The organism is Pseudoalteromonas sp. Ps84H-4, from assembly GCF_024124645.1.
Classification (GTDB): Bacteria; Pseudomonadota; Gammaproteobacteria; order Enterobacterales; family Alteromonadaceae; genus Pseudoalteromonas; species Pseudoalteromonas lipolytica_C.
In genome coordinates this window covers 100102-117285 of sequence record NZ_JAMXSK010000010.1, presented here as the reverse complement: position 1 = coordinate 117285, position 17184 = coordinate 100102, and the positions used below count along the sequence as shown (strand labels likewise).

Annotated in this window: 13 protein-coding genes; 3 read left to right on the top strand and 10 right to left on the bottom strand. The window is 43.1% G+C overall.

Annotated features, from left to right (window positions below; genetic code table 11):
* The 3 genes from NH454_RS10830 to NH454_RS10820 all read left to right on the top strand — a co-directional run bounded on the left by NH454_RS10830 (position 1) and on the right by NH454_RS10820 (position 5775).
* Complete coding sequence (locus NH454_RS10830; protein WP_138558116.1) at positions 1–1857, top strand: diguanylate cyclase; 1857 nt, start codon at positions 1–3, stop codon at positions 1855–1857.
* 13 nt (positions 1858–1870) lie between these two features.
* A complete protein-coding gene (gene hemB / locus NH454_RS10825) occupies positions 1871–2887 on the top strand; it encodes a porphobilinogen synthase (RefSeq protein ID WP_135922978.1) in 1017 nt (338 codons plus the stop codon).
* Between the two features lie 125 nt (positions 2888–3012).
* Positions 3013–5775: an ExeM/NucH family extracellular endonuclease gene (locus tag NH454_RS10820; protein WP_253039058.1), complete on the top strand. Its 2763-nt coding sequence runs from the start codon at positions 3013–3015 to the stop codon at positions 5773–5775.
* Between the two features lie 70 nt (positions 5776–5845).
* On the opposite strand, the gene NH454_RS10815 is transcribed toward NH454_RS10820, so the two are convergent.
* From NH454_RS10815 to NH454_RS10770, 10 genes are all read right to left on the bottom strand, one after another.
* Positions 5846–6244, bottom strand: coding sequence for a hypothetical protein (locus tag NH454_RS10815; protein ID WP_135922980.1), 399 nt, complete (start codon positions 6242–6244; stop codon positions 5846–5848).
* A 398-nt stretch (positions 6245–6642) separates the two neighbouring features.
* Positions 6643–8730: an elongation factor G gene (gene fusA, locus NH454_RS10810; RefSeq protein WP_135922981.1), complete on the bottom strand. Its 2088-nt coding sequence runs from the start codon at positions 8728–8730 to the stop codon at positions 6643–6645.
* Positions 8731–8939: 209 nt separating this feature from the next.
* Positions 8940–9668, bottom strand: coding sequence for a response regulator (locus NH454_RS10805; protein WP_135922982.1), 729 nt, complete (start codon positions 9666–9668; stop codon positions 8940–8942).
* Between the two features lie 37 nt (positions 9669–9705).
* On the bottom strand, positions 9706–11328 hold the full coding sequence (locus tag NH454_RS10800; RefSeq protein ID WP_253039056.1) for a sensor histidine kinase: 1623 nt from the start codon (positions 11326–11328) through the stop codon (positions 9706–9708).
* 14 nt (positions 11329–11342) lie between these two features.
* On the bottom strand, positions 11343–12881 hold the full coding sequence (locus NH454_RS10795; protein ID WP_235383361.1) for a tripartite tricarboxylate transporter permease: 1539 nt from the start codon (positions 12879–12881) through the stop codon (positions 11343–11345).
* Between the two features lie 3 nt (positions 12882–12884).
* Entirely contained in the window at positions 12885–13349 is a 465-nt protein-coding gene (locus NH454_RS10790) for a tripartite tricarboxylate transporter TctB family protein (protein WP_054562934.1), read from the bottom strand.
* Between the two features lie 9 nt (positions 13350–13358).
* Positions 13359–14318: a tripartite tricarboxylate transporter substrate-binding protein gene (locus tag NH454_RS10785; protein ID WP_054552553.1), complete on the bottom strand. Its 960-nt coding sequence runs from the start codon at positions 14316–14318 to the stop codon at positions 13359–13361.
* Between the two features lie 18 nt (positions 14319–14336).
* Entirely contained in the window at positions 14337–15578 is a 1242-nt protein-coding gene (locus NH454_RS10780) for a porin (protein ID WP_253039054.1), read from the bottom strand.
* Positions 15579–15805: 227 nt separating this feature from the next.
* Complete coding sequence (locus tag NH454_RS10775) at positions 15806–16465, bottom strand: 3-oxoacid CoA-transferase subunit B (RefSeq protein ID WP_130050233.1); 660 nt, start codon at positions 16463–16465, stop codon at positions 15806–15808.
* A gap of 11 nt (positions 16466–16476) precedes the next feature.
* Positions 16477–17184 carry a CoA transferase subunit A gene (locus NH454_RS10770; protein ID WP_063527828.1) on the bottom strand — a complete coding sequence of 236 codons (708 nt, stop codon included), beginning with the start codon at positions 17182–17184 and terminating at the stop codon, positions 16477–16479.

The window sequence follows — 17184 nt, the reverse complement described above, 5'->3', positions numbered from 1 at the left end:
ATGAAGCGCCTATGGTCACTATGTGGCTTACTCTTCGTTGTTTTTTTTACTCCCTACTTGCTGGCTAACTCGATTACCGTTGGCCCACACTTTAAGTCTCTTCATTCGCTAAATGTTGAGTACACGCTTGATCCCATAACAAAGCAACAAGCATTAACGAATCATAACGTGTCTTGGCAAACTAACCATGGCAAAACGCTCAACCTAGGTATGAACTTAAGTCCTTTGTGGCTAAAGCTGCCAATTGAAAATACATCGTTACATGACTTGCCGCTGATTTTATCTATTGATAACCCGTTACTAGACGAAGTGAGTGTATTTCACCTGCAAGGTGATCATGTCAAATTCAGCACGCGAATTGGTGATGCACTTCCTTTAGAAAATCGACAAATTAAGAATGAATCACTCCTCGTGTCTTTGACGCTTCCTAAAGCAAGTCATTCAGTTGTTTATTTAAGAGTTAAAAATAACGGCGGCCTAAGAGTGCCTTTAAGTCTGTGGGAACCCTCTGAGTACCTAAAACATAAGAGTAAATTCAATTTACTTTATGGTTTACTGGTGGGTTTTATTCTCTCTTTAGCAATCACTAATTTAGTGCTTTATGGTTTTTCAAGGCGCAGCTATTTTGCCTATACTGGCTTTTTGCTGATGTTGTTATGGCTATCACTCGCCTACCTTTATGGCTTTGGCTATCGTTACCTGCAACCTAGTGGGGCATCATTTCAGCAATTAACAATTCCAAGCTTGTTTTTTATTTGCTGTGCACTGTTTGTCCCCTTACAACGTTACATTTTTGGTGCAGAAAAGACTCGCTTAAGCCGCGTGCAAAATTGGTTTGCATGGAGTGTTGTTGCCACCACTTTCGTGTTATGGCTTTTACCTGTTTATGTTGCAATTTCGCTATGCTTATTAAGCTTACCTATTCTGCTATTTGCCTTCACAGCGATAGCAATTAAGCAGTTTAATCGCGACTATAAACAGCCATGTATTGCCTTTATTATTGGCCTATTAGCATTTTGTTCTGCCATTATTTACAGTGCATTTGCTGTATTTAATCCATTTAATTTATATATCAATGAGCAATCTCTGATCTTCATTTTCTTTTTAATTTGCAGCTTAAGTTTGAGCTATGCTGTTATAAAGCTTTTTATAATGCAACGTGATGCAGAAGTAGCCGCACAACAGACAGCTTTGGCGCAAAGTAAAGCACAAGATATCCTGATGCAAGAACGCTTAGAGCTTCAAGAACAAGCACGACAAAATCTAGAAGCTAATATTGAAGAACGTACTTTCGAGCTACAAGTCACTCTGCGCGAGCTTGAGGAGAAAAACCGCGAACTTGAACAGCTCAATATGGAAGATGCGCTGACTAAAACCAAAAACCGCCGTTACTTTGATAAGAAACTACTAATGGATGTTCGTCGCTCTCGCCGAGAACAAACGCCATTGGCCATTATCATGTTCGATATCGATCATTTTAAAGCAATTAATGATACTTATGGCCATTTAACCGGTGATCAAACAATTCAAGCAGCTGCCAATATCATCAAAGCACATTTAAAACGGCCACTTGATGAAGTTGCTCGTTATGGCGGTGAAGAATTTGTAGTACTTTTACCCAATACTCCACTTGATGGAGCCATAGAAATTGCTGAACAAATACGCAATTCGGCTGAGAATGCTGATATAATAGTGGCCGGAACAACGCTCAAATTTACTTTAAGCGCAGGTGTTTACAGTGCAATAGCTGATGACATCAATCATCCAAGTTTATTTACTGACTATGCCGATAAAGCCTTATATCATGCCAAGCAAACAGGGCGTAATCGGGTAGTGAGTTATCCTCTACCAGACTAGGAGTACACAACGAATGGCCCAATCAGGACTCGACCTTTTCCCTTATACACGTATGCGTCGCATGCGTCGTGATAGTTTCTCTCGTCGCTTAATGGCTGAACACCAACTAACCGTTAATGATCTTATTTTTCCTGTATTTGTGTTAGAAGGTAAAAACCGCCGTGAAGCTATTGAGTCTATGCCTGGCATTGAACGTCTTTCTATCGATTTACTACTTGAAGAAGCAAAAGAACTCGTTGAATTAGGTGTTCCTGCTATTGCTATTTTCCCTGTTACACCAAGCGATAAAAAGTCTTTACTTGCAGAAGAAGCCTATAACCCTGATGCATTAGCACAGCGAACAGTACGTGCATTAAAAGAAGCATTTCCTGAACTTGGTGTGATCACTGATGTTGCGCTTGACCCTTTCACCGTGCATGGTCAGGATGGCATCATTGATGAAAATGGTTATGTGATTAACGATGTAACAACTGAAATTTTAGTTAAGCAAGCATTGTCACATGCTGAAGCAGGCGCTGATGTAGTTGCACCTTCAGACATGATGGATGGTCGCATCGGTGCAATTCGTGAAGCATTAGAAGCCGAAGGCCATATCCATACTCGCATTATGGCTTACTCTGCTAAATACGCTTCAAGCTATTATGGACCATTCCGTGATGCGGTAGGCTCAGCAGGTAATTTAAAAGGTGCCGACAAAAAAACCTATCAAATGGATCCAGCAAATTCAGATGAAGCTATTCGTGAAGTAGCGTTAGATCTACAAGAAGGTGCAGATATGGTTATGGTTAAACCTGGCATGCCATATTTAGATGTTGTACGTCGTGTGAAAGACGAGTTTGGCGTACCAACATTTGCTTATCAAGTGAGCGGTGAATATGCCATGCATAAAGCGGCTATTGATAACGGCTGGCTTGCAGAAGAAGCAATAATCATGGAGTCGTTATTAGCATTTAAACGTGCTGGCGCCGATGGCATTCTTACTTACTTTGCTAAACAAGCAGCCCAATGGTTGAAAAACAACCAACGCTAAGTTAGATATATAAAACGGTACAACTATTACCGTTTTATTAACAATTTGTATTTAATTTGTCATAGATTTTCCTTAAAGTATGTGTCCCATTTTGGGACTATTAACTTACATACACGGGAAAAACAATGATAAAGACTAAATTGACGCCGCTCGCGCTTGTAATTGCAAGCCTGAGCGCGCCGGCTTCAGCTAACCTAATCATCTCTGAATACGTTGAAGGAAGTTCTAACAATAAAGCGGTAGAACTATACAACACCTCAGGTGCAGAACTATCGCTTGATGGTTACACCATTTCTTTATACTCAAATGGTAACGGCGATCTTAGTGCTCCTAATAACACCTTAGATTTAACTGGTACACTTGCTGCAAATGCGACTTACGTTATCGTAAACCCAAGCTCTGCAGATGAATTAAAAGCAAAAGGCAATACCGAATCAACAATCACTTATTTCAACGGTGATGATGCATTAGTTCTTACTAAAGACGGCGCAATTGTTGATAGCTTTGGCCAACTAGGTGTTGATCCAGGTTCAGCATGGAATGAAGGCGGCGTTTCTACACAAAATAAAACTCTACGCCGTAAAGCAAGCGTGACCACGGGTCGTACTGATGCAACATCAGCATTCAATCCAAGCGATGAGTGGCAACAATTCGACCAAGACGATTTCAGCAATATTGGTTTATACGGTGATAGCACAGAGCCAACACCTGAACCCGATCCAGTAACACCACTTGAGTGTGGCGCAACAAAAACGCTAATTAGCGCAATTCAAGGTGAAGGGGGTGATAGCCCACTAATTAACACTGAGGTCGAAGTTGAAGGTGTTGTTACAGCTGACTTCCAAGGTGATGAGCAACTAAAAGGTTTCTTCATTAGCTCACTGGCTGCTGATGTTGATACAAACCCACTTACCTCTGAAGGTGTATTCGTTTATTTCGCAGATACCGACGTTGCTGTTGGTGACCACGTACGTGTTAAAGGTAGCGTGGCTGAATACTTCAGCGCAACACAGCTAGGCGATGTTAGCCAAGTAGAGATCTGTGCGACAGGTTTATCTACCGATGCAACCGCTATCACTCTGCCAGTTGCCAACGTTGCAGACCTTGAAGCTTACGAAGGTATGTTAGTTACCATAGCGCAACCTCTCGTGGTTAATAACAACTACGGTCTTGGTCGCTATGGTGAAGTTGACTTAGGTACTGAACGTTTATACCAAGGTACTCAAGTTGCGCTGCCAGGCGATGCAGCCAATGCTGTTGAAACTGAAAACCTGAAAAAACAAATCTTACTTGATGATGGTTCAACAAAACAAAATCTTGACCCAATTGCCTATCCTGGCACTGGTCTTGATGCCTATAACACATTACGTTTAGGTGACACTGTTAATACTATTACCGGTGTGATGGGCTACAGCTTCGACCGTTACCGTATTCACCCGACAGTACAACCTGAGTTTATTGCATCAAACCCGCGTACAGATGCACCAGAGCTTGCAGAAGATGCTGATTTACGAGTAGCTAGCTTTAACGTATTAAACTACTTTAATGGCGACGGTCAAGGCGGTGGCTTCCCAACAAGCCGTGGAGCAGACAGCGAAGAAGAGTTTATTCGTCAGCAAGCGAAAATCGTTAGCGCAATCACTGCTATTCAGGCGGATGTAATCGGTTTAATGGAAATCGAAAACGATGGTTTCGGTGAAAACAGTGCTATCGCCACCCTCGTTGCAGCACTCAATGATGAAGATACAGAAAATAGTTACGCTTTTGTGGACTTTGAAGTTGATCAAATTGGTACTGATGCAATCACAACAGCACTGATTTATCGCTCAAATAAAGTAACTGAAGTTGGTAAGGCTGCTCATACCACAGTAGCACCTTTCGATTACAGCAATCGCCCGCCAATTGCACAAAGCTTCCAATCGCTTGAAAGCGAAGAAATCTTCACGGTTGCAGTTGCACACTTAAAATCTAAAGGTGGCTGTGGCAGCGCTGAGGGCAACAATGCTGACTTAGGTGATGGCCAAGCATGTTGGAATGAAATCCGTGTTGCAGGTGCCAATGCGTATGCCGATTGGTTAGCGACTTACCCAACTGACATTGAAGATGAAGACATCATCTTAGTAGGTGATATGAACGCTTATGCAATGGAAGATCCAATCCGTGCATTTGCAGATAAAGGCCTTAAGAGTGCAGTTGCTGAATTAGACGGCGACACCTTAGGTTACTCTTATAGCTTCTCTGGCAGAATTGGTAGCCTTGACCACGCGCTAGTATCTGAGTCATTACTTGGCAAAGTCGTTGCGGCGACAGATTGGCACATTAATGCGGACGAACCAATCAGCCTAGACTATAACCTTGAATTTAAGTCTTCAACACAGCAAGCTGGTCTTTATGCTGATAACGCATACCGTGCATCAGACCATGATCCTGTGATTGTTGATATTAAATCTGCAGAGTCTATTCCTGCAGAGCAGGCGCCTGTAATCGAGGCAAACCAAACGTTTAATATTGTTGAAAATAGCGAGGTAGGTACTGTTATTGGACAACTTGTATTCTCTGATGGTGATGCTGATTACACACCTGTTGTAAGCTTTAATATTACTGGTGAGCATGCTGATGCAATCGCAATCAGCGCAACAGGTGAAATCACCGTAGCTAAAGTACTTGATTACGAACAACAGGATACATTAACACTCATGGTTCGTGCTGAAGATAGCGCGGGTAACTTGTCACAAGAGCAGCAACTTAACATCAATATCACTAACGATGAAGCAGATGATACTCCTGACGAAGTTGAAGAACAGCCGAAAGATAATGATTCAGGTTCATTTGCTTGGTTAAGCTTACTTTCTTTACCATTTGTATTACGCCGTCGCATGAAAAAATAGACAGCAAAATCAATAACTAAAAAGGCCGCTTTTGCGGCCTTTTTAATTTTTTAATGGAGTAAAAAAGTGCTTAAATTGCTTCTTTACGTTGCTCATCTGGTTGGTAGAGAGCCGTTATTGCGCTCTGTTGCTGCTCATCGATTTGCCAATTAAAAAAGCTATATGTTTTACCATTCTCAAGAAAAACCTTAAATATTGTCATAAAGGTCGTTGATTTAAACTCTACACCCTTGATGTCTTCAGCATTGATATAACGCTTGCCTATGCCCAGTGAATAGCATATTCCCGCATTGTAACAATACAAAAAACGCATCCCTAACAAGCTCAATACCGGAAAAAAAAGCAACACAGGTAATATAAAAATTAATAACGAAGCATCAAAAAAACTGCTTATCAATGCAATAAGTATAGCCAGTGCGATCGTGCTTCCTTGTAAAATCCAATTCGGACCTAACTTAATCGTTTTCATGAGTATAAATCTTTAATTGATAGTTAAAAGGTGAAAATTAATACAAAATAACTAAAAAACAGGTTGGTTTTGCAATTCTACACAGGTCAAAATAGGTACACAAGTGAATAAAAACGACTTAGCCTGCGTCTTTCTACTTTTAGAGTGCAACTCCCTAAAAGTACTGTCTTTTATCTCAACATTAATTTTGTATGAAAATAATATTAAAAAACACCAACCCACACTTTAGAATCAACGAAAAACAAAAATAACAACTAAAGGGTGAATTGTGGTGGATACAATAATCAAGAAGGACTGAATAAAAGGTTAATACCAATTCACTTAATTAAGTGATCGATTTTGAGGAAATAAAAAACCCGCAACAAGTGCGGGTTTTTTTAAAGAAGTTAAAAGGCTAATTACTTAGCAGCTTTTTTCTCTTTTTCTGCAGCGATTACAGTTTCAGCTACGTTCTGTGGACATGGTGCGTAGTGTGAGAACTCCATAGAGAACTGACCACGACCAGACGTGATAGTACGTAAGTGACCGATGTAACCGAACATTTCTGAAAGTGGTACTTCACCCTTGATGCGAACGCCCATTGCGCCTGCTTCTTGGTCTTTGATCATACCACGACGACGGTTAAGGTCACCGATTACGTCACCCACGTTGTCTTCTGGAGTGAACACGTCAACTTTCATGATTGGCTCAAGAAGTTGTGCGCCCGCTTTAGGGATAGACTGACGGAAAGCTCCTTTAGCAGCGATTTCGAACGCGATTGCTGATGAGTCAACTGCGTGGAAAGCACCGTCGAAAAGTTCAACTTCAACGTCTAACACTGGGAAGCCAGCTAGAACACCTTCTTGCATCATTGATGCGAAGCCTTTCTCAACTGCAGGCCAGAATTCCTTAGGAACGTTACCACCAACAACTGAAGACGTGAATGTGAAACCTGAGTTAGGCTCACCTGGCTTGATGCGGTAATCGATCTTACCGAATTGACCAGAACCACCAGATTGTTTCTTGTGCGTGTAGCTATCTTCGATTTCTTTCGTGATAGTTTCACGGTAAGCAACCTGAGGTTGACCAACGATTAGGTCTACGCCGTAAGTACGCTTAAGGATATCTACTTTGATATCTAAGTGAAGCTCACCCATACCTTTAAGGATGGTTTCGCCTGAATCTTCGTCAGTTTCAACTTGGAATGAAGGATCTTCTGCAACCATCTTACCGATCGCGATACCCATCTTCTCGTTACCGCCTTTGTCTTTAGGAGCAACAGCGATTGAGATAACTGGATCAGGGAAGATCATCGCTTCAAGAGTACATTCGTGCTTAGGATCACATAGAGTGTGACCAGTTTGAACGTTCTTCATACCAACAACAGCGATGATGTCACCCGCTTGTGCTTCAGTAAGCTCAGTACGCTCGTCAGCTTGCATCTCAACCATACGGCCGATACGCTCTGTTTTACCAGTTGCAGAGTTAAGTACTGTGTCACCTTTTTTCATACGACCAGCGTAGATACGGATGAACGTAAGTGCACCGAAACGGTCGTCCATGATCTTGAACGCTAACGCTTTAAGTGGCGCATCTGCATCAACAGTTGCAACTTCACCAGTAGGCTCACCTGTTTCAGGATCAGTTAGAGGTTGTGGATCAACTTCTGTAGGCGCAGGTAGGTAATCTACAACCGCGTCTAGTACTAATTGCATACCTTTGTTTTTGAATGCAGAACCACAGAAAGTTGGGAAGAAAGCAAGGTCACGAGTACCTTTACGGATACACGCTTTGATTTGCTCTAGTGAAGGCATTTCACCTTCCATGTACGCTTCCATTAGGTCGTCGTCTTGCTCAACAGCAGACTCAACTAACATCTCATGGTACTCTTCAACTTTGTCTACCATGTCAGCTGGAACGTCTTGTACTTCGTAGTTTTCAGGAAGACCTGTCTCGTCCCAAACGTATGCTTTTTTCTCAAGTACGTCTACAACACCACAGAATTGGTCTTCGATACCAATTGGTAAAGTCATAACTAGTGGGTTAGCACCAAGTACTTTTTCAACTTGACCAACTACACGGTAGAAGTCAGCACCCATACGGTCTAGTTTGTTTACGAAGATTACACGTGCAACTTCTGATTCGTTCGCATAACGCCAGTTAGTTTCTGACTGTGGCTCAACACCACCAGAACCACAGAATACACCGATACCACCGTCTAATACTTTAAGTGAACGGTATACTTCTACTGTGAAGTCAACGTGTCCCGGAGTATCGATAACGTTTAAGCGGTGGCCTTTCCACTCACAAGTTACAGCTGCTGATTGGATTGTAATACCGCGCTCAGCTTCTTGTTCCATGAAGTCAGTCGTAGACTCACCGTCGTGTACCTCACCAGTCTTATGAATTTTACCCGTAAGCTTAAGGATACGCTCAGTGGTGGTAGTTTTACCCGCGTCAACGTGGGCGAAAATACCAATATTTCTGTACTTCGATAAATCTGCCATTATTTTACTCTTAATAAAGTCGAAAAATTATTCGGCGGGAGTATAGCATTACTTAAAGCGAACATCACCATCGAAGTCGCTTAAAATGCAATCAATTTTATAAAATTTTTCTATGCTCAGGATAAGCGGCACTTTTTATCGTGCCGATTAATGAATTTATATGACTAAAATCGTTAATTGAACGGTAATTTACCCGATAAATGATGCAATTAGCTGTTTGTCATTTTGTAACAGCGCTCGGGGCGGCCAATACTTCCGTAGCTCTGATCAGCACTGACTTGCTCAGCCTCAAGCAGATATTCCAGATAACGACGGGCTGTTGAGCGACTAACCCCCACTAAATCACCCATTTGCTGAGCAGTAAAAGCCGTGCCAATATTCGCTTTAAAAGCTTTTAAGATCTTTTGCAAAGTGAGCTGATCCACCCCTTTTGGTAACCTAACTGGCGCTTTTAATTGTTCTTGCGATCCAAATAAAGTATCAACCATTGACTGGGTAACTTCATCAGCACCCAACAAACATTGTTGTCTCGCTTCAAATCTTGCCAGCGCTTGATCTAAGCGATTTAGCATTAATGGTTTAACCAAGAAATCACAGGCACCAAGCTGCATAGCTTTTTCAAGTGTTTCTACTTCTTTTGCTGCAGTTAGCAGCATTACTTCGCTTTTCATTTCTTCGCGGCGTAGTTCATTGAGTAAATCAAGACCATTGCCATCAGGTAAATGAATATCTAGCAAAATTAAATCAGCATTAATTGCCGATAACAGCGCTTTCGCTGTGGCAAGATTGCCTGCAATACCCACAACCTGATATTGCCCCTGACGCAGTGTTTGCCGTGCCCCTTGCTGGCCAGCAACGCCATGAGGAAGTAATAAGTATTGCGCCAATAATTGGGCTACTTCTACTTCGTCTTCAACAATGACAACTGAGTAAGTCATGTTCTTTACCTTTTATTTATAGGCTGATCATTTTTTATTATTTTGGAATGTAAACACTTAAACGTGCCCCCATCAGATCAGACTCACCTATTTCTAAACTACCACGACACGAATCTAAGTTGGTTTTAACTAAATAAAGGCCAATACCATGCTCTGCCCCTGACTTAGAACTGTATTGTGGTGTGAATATCACATCCTTGTCATCGCCTAAACCAAAGCCGCTGTCTTCAACATCAAACAATAATGTTTTACTGGTTTCGTCAACCGTAACACGAACCTTAGGGGTACGTGTATCGCTAGCTCGAATAGCAGCTTCAATTGCGTTATCAATCAAATTGCCAAGTATCGAGACAACCCGTTCAAGCATATCTTTACGGGTGATCGATCCTAATAAGCTATCTGGATTAAGCTCAAGTATCACGTTTAATTCACGGGCTTTATGGTATTTACCAACCAATAAACCTGCTAGTACCGGATCTTGGATCCTTTCGAGTAAATGATGGATCTGCGCTTGCGAGCCTTTACTTTCTTGACCAATTAACTCAATCGCCTGATCCGTTTGCCCCATCTGAATTAACGCACCAATTAAGTTTAGCTTGTTCGAGTAATCATGCGTTTGCACTCGTAATAACTCAGCAAAAGCTTGTACTTTGGTTAATTGCTGCGATAAATATTCAAGCTCATCCGCAGGGCGCATACTCAGCAAAATACCATCAGCCTCACCTTGCACTTGCAATGCATATCGCGACAACACAATGCGTTTATCAGCAGCAAATAATTCAAAACCAACAATCGGACGCTGTTGGTTATGCATTAAAAATTCAGCATGTTCAGGAAGCAAATCTTCAAGCTTAAGTGGCTGATGGATACAGCTGGTCGGTTTACCGAGGATTTCGCAAGCACGCTGGTTTAAGTTACGTACGTTACCTTCAGGATCGAGGGCGATAATGCCACTACGAACGGTATTCAAAATAGCATCTTGCTCAGAGAACAGCCTTGCTATTTCGTCAGGTTGTAAACCAAAAATAGCGTTACGAACTCGTTGACCAATATACACCGCAGCCAAAATGCTCAAACCCACTAACAACAAACCCCAGAGCATGATTTCAGCACTACGAGCACGAATAAGCGGTTCAATTGATTGCACTAAAAAGCCAACCGAAACCAGTCCTATCACTTCACCCTGCTCTGAAAGCACGGGGACTTTGCCACGGATAGACTCACCCAAACTCCCTTTTGCAATCGATACATACCGCTCACCACGTAGCGCCGCTTTACTATCACCGCCCACCATAGGTTTACCCAGCTTATCTGAGTCGGGATGAACAATACGGCGGGTATTCCTATCACCGATAACAATAAAGCTAGCTGCGGTTAGTTCACGAATATGCTCTATTTGCGTATTTAACTCATCAAGCCCTTGCTTGGTTTGTAATGCATTTTGCACGTCATCTCGTGAGGCAATACTGGTTGCTAGCGAAAGTGCTTTATCACCCATGTGGCTATGCAAGCTTTCTGCAGTGATCTGATACACCAAAGCGCCAAACAACACAGCTTGCAAAACACATAGACCGGTAACCCAAATGATGAGTCGCGTTTCTAAGCGCTTTGGTTTTTTAACCACATGCTGAAATGGGTTTAGCTTATTGGTGTATCTCATATCAGTGCCTTGTTCTACGCATGTTGCTCTGCTTGCGTAGCTGCTTTGTCTTTACGACGTTGGACAATATAGTCTTTCAGTGGGAACAACAACACTAAGATCGAAATCACAAAAATACTCAGTGTTAATGGGCGGTCCCATAAAAAGCTCAGCGAGCCATCTGAAATCATCATGGCACGGCGGAAATTCCGCTCAATCATATCACCGAGGATAAAGCCAAGTAATAAAGGCGCCATCGGGAAAGCTAACAATCGAAGTACCAAAGCCACCAGCGCAAAGCCCACCATCATAAATAAATCAAAGGTGTTAAATGACACTAAATACACGCCAATTAAGCTGAAGAATAAAATCATCACTGTCAGCACAGATTTAGGCATTGCCAGCACTTTAGCGAAATACGGGATCAGTGGCAGATTCAAAATAAGCAGTACAATATTGCCAAAGTACATACTGACAATAACTGCCCAAAACACGCTTGGGTTTTCTTGCATTAACATAGGGCCCGGCTGAATACCGTAGGCAATTAATGCACCTAACATAATCGCTGTCGTACCAGAGCCCGGAATACCTAAAGTCAGCAATGGTACAAATGAGCCCGTACAGGCGGCATTATTAGCCGACTCAGGTGCAGCCAAGCCACGCATTGAGCCCTTACCAAATTTATCTTTCAGTGCTTTTGGAGCAAGGTTACGCTCAGTAGCATAGGCCATAAAGCTGGCAATCGTTGCCCCTGCGCCCGGTAAAACACCGACAATAAAACCAAGTAAAGATGAGCGACCAACCACAGGTGCCATGTCTTTTACTTCTTCTTTAGTCAGTTTTGTTGAACCAATTTTTGGCGTATCAGGATCATCAATTTTTTTATCTGGCTCAGCTTCAGGGCGCGCCACATTAATCAGTGCCTCTGCCAGCGCGAACGTTGCCATTGCCACCAATAAAAAGCTAATTCCATCTAATAAATCAGCTTGGCCAAAGGTAAAGCGCTCGGTACCTGAAGAGGGATCAATACCAATTGTAGCCAGCATTAAACCAAATACCGTCATCATCATAGCTTTTAAAAATTGCCCTTTATTAGAGAATGCGGCAATGGCTGTTAAGCCTAAAAACATCAGTACAACATAATCAGGCGATTGAAAGCTTAATGACACTTTCGCTAATAATGGCGCTGCCACCATCAATAAAATGGCGCCAATCGTCCCGCCTATAAAGGATGAATAAGCTGCAATAGCAAGGGCTTTACCTGCCTTACCTTGTTTTGCTAGCGGGTAACCATCAAACGATGACGCTACTGTACCCGCCACGCCCGGCGCATTAATTAAAATAGAAGAAGTAGAGCCACCGAATATAGCACCGTAGTAAACACCCGCCATTAAAATCATGCCCGAATCAGCACCAATGCTGTAAGTGATCGGGATCATCAACGCAATCGCAGTAATTGGACCAAGCCCAGGTAGCATACCGATGAACGTGCCAACAAAGCAGCCAATAATCACATATAACAAGTTGTTCCAGTCGAGTACGGTCGACAAACCTAACATAATTCCATCAAGCATAACTTAACTCCACAAATTGCCAGGTACTAAGTAAATGCCCAGTACTTGTGTCATTAAAAACCAAAAAACCACGGCCACAGGCACAGAAGCAAACAACAACACTGCCTTACGGCGTTCGCCCATGATAAAAAAGCCCGTAATTAAAAATGCACTGGTGGCAATTAAAAAGCCGAACGGTTCAAGCATGGCGCTATAAGCAACCATTAAAACCAGCAGTGCAAAGGTACGTAGTAAGTTGCCCTTACTGAGTAGCTCTGCTTTTTCTGCAGGCGCTTGCTTTAATAAGTTGGCACCAATTGATAGTACACACACCACGATACCAAATACTGCATACACTTTTGGTAAGGTTGCAGAAGTAACGCTTTCGTACTCTTCAAATGGCATAAGTGGAATTTGCCAAGCCACTAGGGCGTAGAGGGTAAAGAGGACCAAGAATAAACTTGGTCCAATTAGTTCACGGTTTAACATCGTCTAACCTTAGCCTCGGATAAAACCAAGTTCTTTCATTACAACACGTAATTGCGCTTCTTGCTGCTCAAGCGATTTAATAAACGCTTCTTTTTCTTGAAATAGATTTAGCCACCCATTGCGGGCACGAACCGCTTCCCATTCAGGGGTTTGTTGCAACTTACGTAGCTTTTCTGTGTACTCGGCAAGTTTGTCTGCTGGTAAATCTGGGGTTGCAAAAAAGCCGCGCCAGTTTACGAACTCCATGTCGTAACCTAGCGACTTTAAGGTTGGAATTGCTGGGTAATCTGGCAATTTATCTGCAGAAGTCACCGCTAAAATACGTGCCTGACCACCATTAGCGACTTCGAGTGCTTCACTTAAGCCTGTTGAAAGTAAGTTGACCTCACCCGACAATAAACCAGCTTTCGCTTTACCACCGGCATCGTAAGGAATGTAACGTAATCGACGACCATCAAGCCCCGCCGCTTTCACCGCTTGTGCAGCCACTAAGTGATCCATGCTACCGCGCGCAGAGCCACCTGCTACTTTTACAGAGCCTGGGTCTTTTTTCATGGCATCAATAACGTCTTGCCATGTTTTAAATGGCGAGTCATTGCGCACCACAAATGCACCATAATCAGCAATCATGCTGGCAACTGGCGTTAAATCGCGATAGCTGTAAGGAATTTTGCCTGATAATGCACGCAGAACGATAGGCGTTGAGTTAACCATCAACATATCGCCTTTTTTAGTGCCCGACTCAATTAAGTAAGCAATTGCACGGCCACCGCCGCCGCCCGACATATTCTGAAACGATGCATTGTCTTCAATGCCCGCTTTCACCATTGCTTCACCGACACCACGTGCTGTGGTATCCCAACCGCCACCTGGGCCACCTGGTACCAAAAAGTGTAAGTTTGCCAATGCCAGTGGGCTGGCTACTAATAATGAAGCTGCTAAAACAGATCTTTTTAATGATTTAAACATAGTCATAATGCACGACTCCTAAAATAAGTACTGCATACGAGCACTGATGCCCATACCTGAATCTTCATCACCAACCAGCGTAGAAGCACCGGCACCGTCAACATCGCTGTAAATCAGGTTGCCCATAAATTTAATATCGCTGCTTAGGTAATAAGATGTACCTAACGTATAAGTGGTTACGTCGGTACCTTGTTGTTTGCTGCTGGCATTCATTTGCGACACACGGGCAACAAGCTCCCATGCATCTTTAATCCCTTTTGGTTGCACAAATAATGCTGAACCTGCTTTGTAACGGCGCTGCTCACCACCTAAGAAGTAACTTGCCGATACATGAAAGCCATCAAAACGTTCACCATCAAGTTCGTTGCTACTATCAACCGTATCGAGGTAACGGCTGGCATATTCAGCCTCTAAAGTGAATGCATTCGCTTGGTAGGCAAATTCAAGACCGCTTTGCGACATGCTATCTAGTGCTGCCGTTTCACCACCAACTGCGTAATCCACTAAGCGAACATTGGTTTCACGCACTTCACCACGGGCAAAACGAGCGCTTAAGTCATTGCCGCCCATATCACGATAAGAGTGCCAAGCACCTAAATGAATCACATCACCCGGCGCTGCACTTGACCAAGTTAAGCGACCTGTTACAGCCAATGTTAGTTTGTCATCTTCGTCATGGCCCGATGCACCAAACGCGTCGTTTTTGTAAACACCCACCGCGTAACGTAAGCCTGAGTCTTTGAAGTATTGATAAGCCGAGATACCCCAGCGGAAGAAAGGCGAGAAGGTATTAGCAAGGGTGCTGCGCTCAATGGTATTTATGTGTTTAGAGCTGGTTAGCGCATTGAGTGACATGTCTTCACGGATTTTACCGGCTTTTACTTTTAAGCCGTTGTCGAATGCATAGCGTACACGCGCTAACACGATTTCAGCCGTGCCTTCAGCAAATTCCAATAATAGTTTGTGATCCCAGTTGCCATGTTCACTTTCAACAAAAGTACGGATACGGCGAGGGAAGAAGTCGCTGCCTCCTGCGCCATCATTGTTGGCATTGTAAGCACCATCAAAATAGTTGTAATCAAGTTGTACGCGACCACCAAATTCTAAGTTGAAGCCGCTAGATGTTTTTAATGAATCCACTTCTTTTTGAAGTGCATCGAGTTGTTGTTGTAGTTGTTCAGTGTCGCTTTGTGCGAATGCTGATGTACTTGCTAACGCCGCTGCAACGGCTAAAGCGAGCTGTGTGTTACTAGCTTTCATGAATTACTCCACACCAGATTATAATTATTTGTTGTCGTTGATCGGCCTACTGCAATCGGCGATCTGGTTTGGAGCATAGTGTTAACGATAGATTAACGAAATGTTTAGGGGGTAAGTTGCATTGATGGTGATAAATGGCTTTTTGCTCATAAAATTCATGAACAAAAAGCACATTATTGGGGTTTAGTATAAAATCTAGGCAAATTAGCTGCTTAAAAGTCGCAAAACTAGCTAAACGTCATCTCAGGAATGTCACCAGAGACAATCAGCTTGCCCTGTGTCTTAGCAATAATCTCATCAACCGAGACACCTGGGGCACGCTCTAATAAATGAAATGCACCGTCTTTAATTTCTAAAAGTGCCAAATCGGTGATCACTTTATTGATACAACCAACACCCGTTAACGGCAAACTACATTCAGTCAGCAGTTTTGATTCGCCATGCTTATTAGCATGGGTCATAGTACAAATAATGTTTTTAGCGCCAGCCACTAAATCCATCGCACCGCCCATTCCTTTAACCAACTTTTTCGGGATCATCCAACTGGCAATGTTGCCGTTTTGGTCAACTTCAAACGCCCCCAGCACGGTTAAATCAACGTGACCACCACGGATCATGGCAAAGCTTTCAGCAGAGCTAAAAATAGCCGCTCCCGTTGCAGCGGTGACCGTTTCTTTACCTGCGTTGATCATATCAGCATCAACTTGGTCTGCACTTGGGTATGGCCCCATACCGAGTAAACCATTTTCTGATTGCAGCATCACTTCGATGCCATCAGGGACATAATTAGCGACCAAGGTTGGAATACCTATACCTAAGTTAACGTAGTAACCATCCTGTAGTTCCATCGCCACGCGTTTAGCGATTTGTTCTCGTGATAATGCCATCAGCGTGCTCCTTATTGATTCTCTTGCTTAGTGGTAACTTTCTCGATGCGCTTTTCAAATTCACCCTTAATCACCCGGTCAATATAGATACCCGGCGTGTGAATTTGGCTTGGCTCCAGCTCCCCTGGCTCAACAATTTCTTCAACTTCAAGAACCGTTATTTTACCTGCGGTTGCGGCCATCGGATTAAAGTTCATCGCCGTATGACGATAAATGCAGTTACCGTAGCGGTCTGCTTTCCACGCTTTAACTATCGCAAAGTCTCCAGTAATACTTGGCTCTAATAAATAGTCACGACCATTAATATTGCGGGTTTCTTTACCGTCAGCCACCGGTGTACCGACACCCGTTGCGGTATAAAATGCAGGAATGCCCGCGCCGCCAGCTCGCATTTTTTCAGCTAAGGTGCCTTGCGGTGTGAGCTCAACTTCCAGTTCACCATTTAATAGTTGCTGCTCAAATAGCGCGTTTTCACCAACGTAAGAGGCAACCATCTTGCTGATTTGCTTGTCTTCAAGTAGCACACCTAAACCAAAACCATCTACACCACAGTTATTCGATACCACGGTTAAATCTCGGGTGCCTTGCCGTTTAATTTGCGCAATTAAGCCTTCAGGAATACCGCATAAACCAAAACCACCGGCTATCACTGTCATGCCATCTTCAAGGCCAGCCATCGCTTCGCTATAACTTGTAACTACTTTATCAAAACCTGCCAT

What these genes read in the sequence shown, in the direction of transcription:
- NH454_RS10830 (WP_138558116.1), top strand. Translation starts at nt 1, where the DNA reads ATGAAGCGCCTATGGTCACTATGTGGCTTACTCTTCGTTGTTTTTTTT.
- hemB (WP_135922978.1), top strand. Translation starts at nt 1,871, where the DNA reads ATGGCCCAATCAGGACTCGACCTTTTCCCTTATACACGTATGCGTCGC.
- NH454_RS10820 (WP_253039058.1), top strand. Translation starts at nt 3,013, where the DNA reads ATGATAAAGACTAAATTGACGCCGCTCGCGCTTGTAATTGCAAGCCTG.
- NH454_RS10815 (WP_135922980.1), bottom strand. Translation starts at nt 6,244, where the DNA reads ATGAAAACGATTAAGTTAGGTCCGAATTGGATTTTACAAGGAAGCACG.
- fusA (WP_135922981.1), bottom strand. Translation starts at nt 8,730, where the DNA reads ATGGCAGATTTATCGAAGTACAGAAATATTGGTATTTTCGCCCACGTT.
- NH454_RS10805 (WP_135922982.1), bottom strand. Translation starts at nt 9,668, where the DNA reads ATGACTTACTCAGTTGTCATTGTTGAAGACGAAGTAGAAGTAGCCCAA.
- NH454_RS10800 (WP_253039056.1), bottom strand. Translation starts at nt 11,328, where the DNA reads ATGAGATACACCAATAAGCTAAACCCATTTCAGCATGTGGTTAAAAAA.
- NH454_RS10795 (WP_235383361.1), bottom strand. Translation starts at nt 12,881, where the DNA reads ATGCTTGATGGAATTATGTTAGGTTTGTCGACCGTACTCGACTGGAAC.
- NH454_RS10790 (WP_054562934.1), bottom strand. Translation starts at nt 13,349, where the DNA reads ATGTTAAACCGTGAACTAATTGGACCAAGTTTATTCTTGGTCCTCTTT.
- NH454_RS10785 (WP_054552553.1), bottom strand. Translation starts at nt 14,318, where the DNA reads ATGTTTAAATCATTAAAAAGATCTGTTTTAGCAGCTTCATTATTAGTA.
- NH454_RS10780 (WP_253039054.1), bottom strand. Translation starts at nt 15,578, where the DNA reads ATGAAAGCTAGTAACACACAGCTCGCTTTAGCCGTTGCAGCGGCGTTA.
- NH454_RS10775 (WP_130050233.1), bottom strand. Translation starts at nt 16,465, where the DNA reads ATGGCATTATCACGAGAACAAATCGCTAAACGCGTGGCGATGGAACTA.
- NH454_RS10770 (WP_063527828.1), bottom strand. Translation starts at nt 17,184, where the DNA reads ATGGCAGGTTTTGATAAAGTAGTTACAAGTTATAGCGAAGCGATGGCT.